This is a genomic window from Bacillus sp. GW823-FHT06A11 (assembly GCF_058795355.1).
Map to the genome: position 1 here is coordinate 57,984 of NZ_JBXAHS010000012.1, position 11,784 is coordinate 69,767.

General features: G+C 33.9%; 8 protein-coding genes, 2 pseudogenes and 1 riboswitch. Of the genes and pseudogenes, 4 read left to right on the forward strand and 6 right to left on the reverse strand.

Going from position 1 to position 11,784, the window contains the following annotated elements:
* Positions 1-451 precede the first annotated feature (451 nt).
* Both AC1Q8L_RS28870 and AC1Q8L_RS28875 read right to left on the reverse strand, forming a co-directional pair.
* Entirely contained in the window at positions 452-622 is a 171-nt protein-coding gene (locus AC1Q8L_RS28870; RefSeq protein ID WP_176543678.1) for a hypothetical protein, read from the reverse strand.
* 206 nt (positions 623-828) lie between these two features.
* The gene (locus AC1Q8L_RS28875; RefSeq protein ID WP_492339549.1) at positions 829-3,246 is read right to left on the reverse strand and encodes a PBP1A family penicillin-binding protein; all 2,418 of its coding nucleotides are present in this window, start codon (positions 3,244-3,246) and stop codon (positions 829-831) included.
* 341 nt (positions 3,247-3,587) lie between these two features.
* Here AC1Q8L_RS28875 and AC1Q8L_RS28880 point away from each other — a divergent pair.
* Positions 3,588-3,837, forward strand: a pseudogene (locus tag AC1Q8L_RS28880) (IS4 family transposase); the annotation flags it as partial.
* Here the strand turns inward: AC1Q8L_RS28880 and AC1Q8L_RS28885 are convergent.
* Positions 3,813-4,057: pseudogene (locus tag AC1Q8L_RS28885) on the reverse strand (IS4 family transposase); the annotation flags it as partial. The pseudogenes AC1Q8L_RS28880 and AC1Q8L_RS28885 overlap by 25 nt on opposite strands.
* Positions 4,058-4,399: 342 nt before the next feature.
* Positions 4,400-4,507: riboswitch (SAM riboswitch) on the forward strand.
* Between the two features lie 83 nt (positions 4,508-4,590).
* Here AC1Q8L_RS28885 and mmuP point away from each other — a divergent pair.
* Positions 4,591-6,000 (forward strand): S-methylmethionine permease, encoded by a 1,410-nt coding sequence (gene mmuP / locus AC1Q8L_RS28890; protein WP_000428531.1) that lies wholly within the window; start codon positions 4,591-4,593, stop codon positions 5,998-6,000.
* Positions 5,975-6,952 (forward strand): homocysteine S-methyltransferase, encoded by a 978-nt coding sequence (mmuM, locus tag AC1Q8L_RS28895; protein WP_098015682.1) that lies wholly within the window; start codon positions 5,975-5,977, stop codon positions 6,950-6,952. The genes mmuP and mmuM overlap by 26 nt, the downstream gene beginning before the upstream one ends.
* A 568-nt stretch (positions 6,953-7,520) precedes the next feature.
* Here mmuM and AC1Q8L_RS28900 read toward each other — a convergent pair.
* Complete coding sequence (locus AC1Q8L_RS28900) at positions 7,521-7,919, reverse strand: hypothetical protein (RefSeq protein WP_072940582.1); 399 nt, start codon at positions 7,917-7,919, stop codon at positions 7,521-7,523.
* 55 nt (positions 7,920-7,974) lie between these two features.
* Positions 7,975-8,970, reverse strand: coding sequence for a VanZ family protein (locus tag AC1Q8L_RS28905; protein ID WP_072940577.1), 996 nt, complete (start codon positions 8,968-8,970; stop codon positions 7,975-7,977).
* Between the two features lie 487 nt (positions 8,971-9,457).
* On the opposite strand from AC1Q8L_RS28905, the gene AC1Q8L_RS28910 reads away from it, so the two are divergent.
* The gene (locus tag AC1Q8L_RS28910; RefSeq protein WP_098919878.1) at positions 9,458-11,173 is read left to right on the forward strand and encodes a peptidoglycan D,D-transpeptidase FtsI family protein; all 1,716 of its coding nucleotides are present in this window, start codon (positions 9,458-9,460) and stop codon (positions 11,171-11,173) included.
* A gap of 47 nt (positions 11,174-11,220) precedes the next feature.
* On the opposite strand, the gene AC1Q8L_RS28915 is transcribed toward AC1Q8L_RS28910, so the two are convergent.
* A partial coding sequence (locus tag AC1Q8L_RS28915) for an SH3 domain-containing protein (RefSeq protein ID WP_492339550.1) occupies positions 11,221-11,784 on the reverse strand: 564 nt, incomplete at its 5' end.

An 11,784-nucleotide genomic window follows, 5' to 3' on the forward strand; every position in this document is an offset into this window, starting at 1 on the left:
AAAAGAGATAGAATATCTTGATGTTAGAAATGGTGAATAAAAATAATACTAAACAAAAAAATACATAATGTTCACCGGTGAACAAAACCAATTCTATATCGCTACTATTATTTTGTCAATATGTATTATTCAGAAAAAATAGACAAAATAAGACTTGAAATTTTGTACACAATTATGTAAAAATTAGCAATTTATAATGTATACAGTGGTATCGTTATCAAGCTAATTTTATGCAAATTCAAGTTTAGGTAATTGAAAGATTTGAATACGAAATAAAACCGAACGGGTTTCACTATTAAACTAAGAAAGTGAATTTTATCAATCCGAGGGTTTCTTTTACATATTGACTAGTATAGGATAAAAAGGTTATCAAATGCCGAACGGAACTCTCAGCAGATGATAACCTTTTGAAATAGTGTATCAATGATTTAAATAGCTACTTACAAATATATCATTGAGTCACTCCAAATAAATTGATTTCAGCCGCACTTGTCCATGGATTATTGTTTACCTCGCTTAATGCACGTAGTTTAATATAACGACCTGCCTTGTTTGCAAGTTGTTGAAGAATATGTAGAGATTCACCAAAGAAGTGAAATTCATCTCGAATCGATAAATACATAGAAAAATGCCATCCTTTCCTATAATTCTGTAGAAAGAATAGCGCATTTTTCATTTAAAAGGTACTATATAAAGAGACTTCACCCTTTCGACTTACCATGTACTTCAACGACTACTAGCTACTTCCTAAACGTTGTTGCTCATTTACTAATATATTTATGCTTTTTTTAAATTTGCAAAGGACCAACAATATTTTCATATTACTTATTAACCATTATTGGCTGGATTCTCTCCTGAATTCCCATCATTACTTGGTTGCATTGGCGTTCCATGACCCTCCCCATTGTTTGGCGGCTTTGTATTTCCTTCGCCACTACCACTGTTTGGCGGCTTTGTATTTCCTTCGCCACTACCGTTGTTTGGCGGTTTTGTATTTCCTTCGCCACTACCGTTGTTTGGCGGTTTTGTATTTCCTTCGCCACTACCGTTGTTTGGCGGTTTTGTATTTCCTTCGCCACTACCGTTGTTTGGCGGTTTTGTATTTCCTTCGCCACTACCGTTGTTTGGCTCACTTTGCTTTTGATCTTCTGGTTTCTTTAATTCTTCTTGTTTCTTTTGCTTTTCTTTTTGCTTATTTTCATTTGGCTGTTCAGTCGTATTGGCTATTTTCGCATTTGGAGAAGTATCACGCTTCTCACCTTTAATACGTAATTCGCTATCTTCTTGAACCACACTGTTCGGCATTTTAAATTGCGATTTATCTGTAGCAAACTTACTCATCATTTCTTTAAAAATCAATTGAGCTATTTTCGTATTTTTACTACTAATATAATCATCTTTACTATCCTTTGTATATCCGGTCCATACAGCCATCGTATATTGTGGTGTATAACCAGCAAACCAACTATCACGATTAGCACTTTCTGGTAAATTATATTGTGCTATTTGTTCTAAAGAATAGTTTGTTGTCCCTGTTTTACCGGCTACATCTAAAGAACCTATATTAGCTGCTGTACCCAATCCAGATGAAACAAAAGTACGAAGCATATCAGTAATCATATATGCTGTAGAATCCTTCATAACTCGTTTTGGCTTTTGCTCAAAGCTTTTTGATTTACCATCTGGATAAACGATTTTCTTAACAAAATGTGGTTTCGTGTACTTACCATCATTACCAAATGCCGCATAAGCGCCTGCAATTTCAGTTGGTGACGCTTCATTTGTACCAATCGCTGTTGATTCGGTCGGTGCTACATTAAATGTAATACCTAGCTTTTCAGAGAAAGCTTTTGATTTATTAATTCCTACTTCTTTTGCAGTTTTAATAGCCGGGATATTTCGGGAAGTTTTCAATGCATCACGCATTGTAATTGGTCCTAAATGCTTTCTATCTGCATTTCTAACTTCTTGTCCTGTTGAATACTTATATGGAGAGTCATCAATTTGATGGTAAGTAGCCCATTTTAAATATTCAATTGCAGGAGCGTAATCAAAAATTGGTTTCATCGTGGAACCTGCTGAGCGATTTAATTCAATTGCAATATTATGTCCTTTAAAAACAGCTTTATTTTCACCACGTCCACTACCAATTGCACGTACTTCTCCTGTTTTCGTATCCATAAATGTGAAAGCCCCTTGGAATTTCTCATTTGGATAATTAATAATACCGCTATTTAAAAGCTTGTCCGCAAAATCCTGTGCCTTTGGATCTAATGTTGTATAAATTTCTAAACCGTCAGATCCAATATTTGCATCTGGCATTTCTTTTTCAACTTCTTTCACAACCGCATCCATAAAAGCAGGATATGGCATTTCTTTTTGTTCAGTTGCTTTCTTAAGTCCTTCTGTTACTGGAATTTTTGATGCGTCTTCCATTTCCTTTTTTGTAATATAACCATGTCGATTCATTAATTGAAGTACAACATTTCTTCTTTCTGTTGCTTTTTTGATATTTTGTTCTTTCGTTGGATCATAGTTATTAGGCGCTTTCATTAAGCCAGCAAGCATTGCAACTTCTGGTAGTGTTAAATCTCTCAATTCCTTACCATAGTAATTTTGTACTGCTGTTGCAATTCCGTATGAACGGTTACCTAAGTAAACTTTATTTAAATACATTTCTAAAATTTCATGTTTTGAATACTGTTGTTCTAGCTTATACGCTAAATATATTTCTTGTGCCTTTCTCTTTGACGTTTTTTCCATCGATAAGAAATAATTTTTAATAACTTGCTGCGTAATCGTACTTCCACCTTGAGAGCCGTAATCCCCTTTTAGGCTGACTAAAACTGCACGTGCAGTACCTTTAAAATCTACGCCACTGTGCTCGTAAAAACGTGCATCTTCTGTCGCTAAAAACGCATTTTCTACTAACTTAGGAATTTGACCATACATAATATTCGTTCGTTTTTCTTTCCCATATTCATATATCAATTTCCCATCTTTATCATAAATTTTTGAGGATAACGGATTAACAAGTTTTGCTTTCTCGAGTTTTGGCGCATCCTTGATCATAACGAAAAAAGTAGCAACCCCTGTGACTAACCCTACAATACCAACTAATAAACAACTAATTAAAAACTTACGAAAAAATGATGTCTTGCCTTTTGGTTTTTGTTTTTTAGCTGCTGGCTGTTTGTTCTTTTTAACTTGTCGTCGCTCCTCTCGAGAACGATAATTTTCTGACATGCTATATTCTCCTGCCTTTCAATTCTCCTTTTGATTTACTTAAAATTATTGAAGTCACTTTAAGAAATATATTCATATTTAAAAAGGGTACTAAATAGACAATTTAAGTAATAAATTTGTTCCACTTTAAGATGAGGAAGAAATTTGAGCTTATCTGATAACGAAACAGAAACGGTAATAGTGGCACAACAAAAAAATGGAATTTCATAGAAAATCCATTTTTAGCTTGATGGGCATGTGGTGGTACCCCACATCCATCAACTTAAGGATTTAGACTATTCTTGAAGTTAAAAGCACGTTACTATTCACTTATGTTAATGAGAAAAGGTGACGTGCTTTTTATAAATATTTATCAAAAACAAAAGTTGTCTTTATTTGCTAAAGATTTATATCGATATATGTTTCCCACTACACTTAATCAATTAGCTATAGAAAGCAGGCGGAATGAAATGAAAACGCAAGTGCCATGGGCATCATTTTTTATATTTGTGTGTATGGTTAAATCAACAAACCGCTACTACCTCTATTACTCAACTTTGTAGTCAATTAGAAACTTCAACAGGAGTTTTATTAAGTCCCTCAGGGCTAAGCCCTGCCGCTGCATGAAGCCCACTCATAATCGAACCAAGGAATCACTTGCCGCCCGTTGACTAATCCAAATGCAAATAGCAGCTAATTCTGATCCAGAAAACTTAAGTCTTCGCCTTATAAATCCTATTTCTCTTGCAAGTTCTTCTAAGAATACAGGTGTAACATATCGTTGTAATTATTCTGCAAATGGTAATAATTCATCTTGAATCGAGAGATTCATAAGAAAACCTCATCCTTTCTAATTTAGCTTGTTTAGAAAAGATAACGTTTTTTTGATATTTGAGGGTATTAAAATACCTGAGTTGATGGTTATGTATGGTGACCCCATAGCCAAAGAAGTAAGAAGATATTTAGAAGTGCATTAAATTTTGAGGAAGTGCTTGTGAACCGTATCATAAATAAATCAGGTTGTGTATGTTCGATTTTTAAATAATACCCGAGAAGGAGTGGGTTGCAGTTATAGTAATACTCTATTTTTTGTATTTCTATAATAGATATTTTTAAAAAAAACAGAATTATCTTGACAGTTATTAAATGGATTGAAAAGGTTATAAAAAAATATTTCTTATCCAGAGAGGTGGAGGGACTGGCCTTATGAAACCTCAGCAACAGGTCTGCTTAAGTAGACACTGTGCTAATTCCAGCGGGTGATAATCCTGATAGATGAGAGCTTCCGTTTTTATTTGTCAGTAACGCCCTCTTTTTTAGAGTGCGTTTTTGTTTTTTCTGGATAGTAACTAAAGGAGAGTAGAAATGGAGAACAAAAATGGGAGAGAATTTCAAAGGAAAATGCAAGCACGTCATTTAGTCATGCTATCACTTGGTGGGGTGATTGGAACTGGCTTATTCTTAAGCTCGGGTTACACTATTCAACAAGCTGGCCCGTTTGGAACAATTCTATCCTATCTGATTGGTGCGCTAGTAGTTTATCTAGTTATGCTATGTTTAGGCGAGCTTTCCGTACATATGCCTGAAACGGGCGCATTTCATAGTTATGCAGTTAAATACATTGGACCTGGTACAGGGTATACAGTAGCCTGGTTGTATTGGTTAACTTGGACTGTTGCTTTAGGGTCTGAATTTACAGCCGCAGGATTACTTATGAAGCGATGGTTTCCATCGGTTAATATTTGGGTATGGAGTGCTCTTTTTGCCATTTTGATCTTTGTATTAAATGTCCTGACTGTTAAATTTTTCGCCGAATCCGAATTTTGGTTTTCATCGATAAAGGTTATAGCTATTGTGATTTTTATTGTTTTAGGAGTAGCGGCAATGCTAGGGTTTCTTCCAATGACTCATTCAAAAGCAGCACCATTCTTTTCTAATTTTACAAGTGGAGGTTTATTTCCTCATGGTGCTACGGCCATTATGATGACCATGCTTGCGGTTAATTTTGCTTTTTCGGGAACAGAATTAATAGGCATTGCAGCTGGAGAAACAGCGAACCCAGAAAAAATGATACCGAAGGCCATTCGAACTACTCTGTGGAGATTGATCATCTTTTTTGTAGGAACGATTGTTGTTTTATCTGCGTTATTGCCTATTTCCGATGCAGGGGTATTAGAGAGCCCTTTTGTTGCAGTTCTAGAACGAATTGGGGTGCCATATTCAGCTGACATAATGAATTTCGTTATCTTAACAGCCATTTTATCTGCGGCAAACTCAGGCCTTTATGCCTCTTCTAGAATGCTTTGGTCGCTTGCTAATAAGAATACGATATCCCCGATTTTTGGGAAAATGACGAAGCAAGGTGTTCCAATCAACGCCGTCATTTTCAGTATGATGGGTGGAGCTTTGGCTTTGCTCTCAAGTATTGTGGCACCAGATACTGTCTATATCGTACTTGTTTCCATTTCCGGTCTAGCAGTAGTTATAGTTTGGATGAGTATTAGCGCTTCCCAGTTCCTATTTCGCAGACAATTTTTGAAAGAAGGAAATTCTGAAAAGGACTTGATTTATCGCACACCACTATATCCATTAGTACCAATTGCTTCTTTTATCCTTTGTCTGGCATCGTGTATTGGAATTGCATTCGATCCAACACAGAGAATTGCCTTATATTGCGGCATACCGTTTATTTTGTTTTGCTATGGAAGTTATTATCTAACAAAAAATCTAAAAAAGAGGGGTGTAGATTATGTCGAACAAAATCAACCCAATTGATGCTATTTTATCCCAACATTCCATTATGCTTCTTGACGGAGCATTAGCTACTGAATTGGAGGCGCATGGATGTAATTTGGACGATCCCCTTTGGTCGGCACGTGTGTTACTAGAAAACCCGGAACTAATTTATCAGGTGCATTCGGACTATTTTCGTGCTGGAGCAGACTGTGCCATAACAGCAAGCTATCAAGCTACTATTAGTGGGTTTTCCGCGCGTGGAATACAAGAACAGGAAGCTTTGGAATTAATTAAGAAAACGGTGTTACTTGCAAGAAAGGCAAGAGATGATTTTTGGAAGGAAAATACGCAAACGAATAGGCCTAAACCATTGGTTGTTGCATCAGTTGGGCCGTACGGAGCTTACCTTGCAGATGGTTCAGAGTATGTAGGTAACTATGTTGTGACAGATAAAACATTAGCAGACTTTCACCGTTCGAGAATGTCTGCGTTAATCGAAGCAGGTGCAGATCTATTGGCATTTGAAACGATCCCTTGCCTGCAAGAAGCAAGAGTATTAGATACATTATTGCGTGAGTTTCCAGAAACATATGCGTGGCTTTCCTTTTCGCTAAAAAATGAGAAAGAGATTAGTGAAGGTATGAAACTAGTGGAGTGTGCACGAGTTTTTGAGAAAAGTGAACAAATTGTAGCGATAGGCATCAATTGTGCACCCGTAACTGTTGTGACTGGTGCAATCCAAGAGTTACGGGCAAACACAAAAAAACCAATTATTGTTTATCCAAACTCTGGTGAAACTTATAATCCAGAAACAAAAACATGGCATGGTCATGAACAATGTAACACGTTGGATATTCAATCTGAAGAATGGTACCAAGCAGGTGCACGTTTAATAGGCGGATGCTGCAGAACGACACCTTATCACATTGAGGAGATATCGAACAAGTGGCGTTCTTCCGAGTTTTTCTATTCGAACGAAGCAAAACAGTAATGTAATGAATGATAATCTAACTTTGTGTGTATTTTCATGATTTTTCTTGTTCAGGAATCTACAGTTACGTCTAGTGGCACAAAAAGTCTTTTTAGAGACACAAATGTGGATAGTAGCCTCGGGAATCCAGTGGACTTTTGGGTACCTTAGGTATGGAAAAGAATTAGGGAAAATAAAAACTGTTAGTTTAATAGACATGGTAGACAACATGCTGAATCTTTTAATGAAGATGTAGTTGATCCAATTGAAGGTGAAGGGGACCATTTATTCGTAATTAAAGTTAACAAAAAGGTTAATTTAGTTATTCAAAAAATAGTTCAATAACTATATGAAAATTTGTTGTAGTAGTAAATGTGGTCATATTGTTGTAAAAAAGGATAGATGTAAACAGGTATACTCTCCTGTTCAACTATCCTTTCCTTTTTACATACAATATTAAAATCCAAATTAGTTCCTTTTAGGAAGGTACCAATATAAACAAGACATTTAAATACATTTTAATCTTCTTTTGTGCAGTATTTTATATTGCAATGGTTTGTAGGATTATTTATATAAACTTTGTTCAAGATCATTTTATTCCTCCAAGCAGGAAATCTAAGATTGAACATAAACATTTATAATTAGGTATAAGGAGAGCTGTACAAGATACTCTTGATTTCCCAAGATTATGAGGATAATATTTTTGATACTGTTTAGCTTCATCTAAAATGAAGAAGAACGTCACGTTTACACATTCTTTTTCTACCCAATCCATATCATAAGTTTCTATACCATAATGTTTAAAATAATCATCAATGTCATTAATGAATCTTTTTTCTCCATCCGTTCCAGTAATTCGTTTATATTGCAATTCTTCAAACGATTTCATTTCAAGTCGGCAAGTTTCTTCTAACCACTCATATCGTTGCTTAATTGCTTCCGTCTCATTTTCATACCAATCCTCATGCCCTTCATAATATTTCTTCATACATTCAGGTCTCTGTTTATTTCTTAAAAAGCTTTGCAACAAAACCAAATTTACGTTATTTCTTTGCGGAAATAGGTTGAAACCAACTATCCCTATCATTTAAGTGAACTTTAAAAACATATATAGGCTGTGAGAAGCCTTTTGTATCAGTATAGTAATCTATATTATATTTTGTGATGAATAATGTATCACCTGCTTTGAAAGATCCAATAGAATCAAATTCTCCTTGTTTCAGTTTTTGAAATGCTTCCTTTGGAGAAAGAATCTCAACATCTCGAACATGTGATTTTTTTGTACCGTAATATTTGTAAACAGGCATTTTTTTCTCTGCGTCTTTTAACTCTATTGATGTTTTTATAGTAACTTGAGACATATCATTTTTTGCAATGGGATCAATAGGCATATTTCCAAATTCCTTCATTTGATACGAAATCATTATTCCGAGTGCGACGAAACTTACTGTAATGGGCAGATATAAATATTTAATTATTTTTGTATCTGTTTCATTTTTTTTCAAAAATATAAGAACTATGTTTAACACAGAATATCCTAACATCATGCCTAAAGTATTATGAAGTAAATCTGCTAGTTCCATACTTCCTCGTTGCAGTGTAAATTCAAGAATTTCAATCAATAAACTTGCTATAATTGAGATGATTAACATCCATTTTGTTTTTTGAAAAACCTTACTAAATAAAGGGAATAAAATTCCTAAAGGAAAAAGCATACCTATATTCACAATGATATGGAAAAAGGAAGTAAATGAAAATGTATTCCATGCTTTTTTATAAATACTAAGTACATCAAAATCAATGGTTCTTGCAAAGGCCATATCATCTGAACGACCAAGTGAAGTAGCTGATAATGCAAGGGAATAGTATCCTGTTATTAAAACAAACAATATAATTTGTTTTACAGTTAGTTTTTTTTCTCTTTTACATATCTTTTTGTATACTACAAAATAACTAAAAACAAATACAAATAGTAACAAGAGTGTGAGTAGTATCGTAGGAATCGCATAACTAGCAATTAAATTGAAAATAATGTTCATTTTACACCTCTGTTTTTATGAATATAATTTTGTACATATGCATTTTATATAGTGATTACTAATACAACAATCGAGCTTTGGATCTTCAAAGGCTCGCAAAAGATGTAGGATTTATTCGTTAGGGAAGTAATTTTAAACAAGGCTGAATAAGATAAAATCGTCATGTCATTCAAAAATACGAGTTGAATTTACATAAATAACTGTCAAGAGATAAAATTTTTGTTTTTGGGGTAGGATACAGCCCAGTAATTGATAAATCGCCTTTCTTATTTTTCTCTCTATTTTTTTGTTGCTTACATTAGAAATACTAAACTGTATAATGACTCATATTAAAATTATAAATAGACTTATTAGTAATTTTTCATACTAATTATTCCTTTCTTCATGCTGTAATACTTAATAGACAACCTAAACAATAAAGTTGTTCCACATTTACAAAAAAAACAATTAAATATAAGATGAAGTAGGCTACATAAGGGAGGGTTATATGTTACATACAAAAAGATGGAGATTATTTGCGTTTCTTTCTATTGTAGGTTTGATTTTACTAATTTTATTAAAAATCAACTTCATTTCAATTACTATCGCAACTTCTTCAGCTGAAAGAGGAAAGATTTTTGATCAAAATGGTGTAATACTAGCTACAAATAAGAAAGTTAAGTCTCTATATTGCACTTCTAATGATGAAAAGCTATCGAAACAAGATACATCAAGCACATTAGCTTTTTTCAATCAATTTTCAAGCGAGTTTCAACATGATATTTCTACAGAGAACATAAAATCTCAATTACAACAATCTTGTAAAAAGCAGACTATGAATGATATACCGTTATACTCTGATATAACTGAGAATGAACTTGCATTCATAAACAAAAACAAACCCAATAATGTAATAATTAAAGATGAATGGATTCGATATTATCCTAAACACGAAATTGGTTCACAAGTAATTGGGTATGTAGAAAATGACCTTAATTCAAAGCATATGCTTGTTGGAAAAAGTGGGATTGAGCTGCAATATGAAAATGATTTAAAAGGAAAACCAGGAAAAACTCTTATTTTTAAGATTGGTAATAAAAAGTTCTTCTGGAACATTCAAAACGTACAAAAAGGAAAAGATGTCCGGCTAGCCTTAGACTCTAAATTGCAGCAAAAAACAGAGGAAGCATTAAGATCTCAAATTAAGAAAATACCTGATGCTAAAGCTGGTTATGTTGTAGTGAGCGATGTAAAAACTGGCGCAATTTTAACTATGGCCAACTCGGCAGTATTTAATCCAAATACACACGTATCATCTAAAAATGAAAACTTTAAATCACTTTCGCAAAATAAAACAATTCAAAAATTAAAGTATGGTGAATCTTATGTAAATATGTCCTCTACTATAAAGCCGCTTACTATTTTAATTGGATTAAGCGAAAAGCTTTTTCAACCTGAAGATACTTATTTAGATAAGGGTACCTTTCAGTATGATAATCAAAATAACATTTCGAATGCACCTGGAACGCCAACAGGTGAGATTACACCAAGGCAGGCTATTATTAATTCATCTAACACATTTATGACAGCAAAAGTAGCTCTGCCCTTATTCAACCAAAATAATGGGAATATAGAAAAGGTGGCACATATATGGACAGATTATTTAATGCAATTCGGCCTACGTTCTAAAACCGGGATTGATTTACCCTTTGAAGAATACGGGCAATATGAATTCCATCCATCTAATACGTTTGAAAAGGGAATCTCCGCTTTATTAAATGCCTCTTGGGGAGAAAATGAAGTGCATACCCCCCTTCAACTCGCTCAATATGCAGCAACTTTGGCAAGTAAAGGCGACAAATATAAACCTCAAATTGTAAGTGTGATTATTGGTCAGGACGGTAAGGAAACAAAAAAGTTTAAACCCATTTTAGAAAGTTCAAATCGTTATCCTATGGAATTTTGGAGTGTCTTGCAAGGTGGAATGAGTCAGAATATAGAGGAGATTAAAAATTTACCCTTTCATGTTGCAGGTAAAACGGGTAGTACAGGTTCTCCGAATGAGCAAGAAAGAATGATAAATCATTCTCTTTTCATTTCATATGCTCCTACCGAAAATCCACAAATCGCCATTTCTGTCGTTATTCCTGGTAGTAATTCAGAAAAAAACATTGCCGCTCTCGTTACAGCAGAAGTTTTAGAGTTCTGGCATACACTTCAATAAGAAAATAAAAACAAAGAGGAAGGTTCATTAAAGTAAACCTTCCTCTTTTACCATATAGAATCTATATTTATTATTTTCCACATACCTTCATGATCCTTTTCGAACACAAATGAATATTTAATATCCGTTAAAACATACTCTTTTTGTACATACCCAGTATTACCGTTAAATGTCGATATTTTCATATATTCATCATTTTGCACTTTTTCTGGAATCCAAGCTTTTACCATTTCATTAGATACTTCATATAAAATTTGTGATTCTCGTTTTGGTTCAGCTAAAATTTTCGTTTTATTTCCAGTAACAGTTACATATATATAATGGTCTCGCTTTGATTGGTTACTTTCTGTCATTCCACTTGGTACTTTATATACTTTCTTTGTATCATTTGCAAACTCTCCCCCCATTGTAAGGGCGACTTGCAACTCATGAAAAATATCTTCATCAAACTTCAGTTCATCCTTCTTATAACTCTTCCCTTTAAATAGAACTTCATCATTTAACGCTTTGTACAAGTCATTTTCATTTTTTGAATTCGTACTTTGATATAGTTCATTCATAAATTGTTTTAATGATGGATCTTGAGCAGACTCATCTTTTGTTTTAGGCTT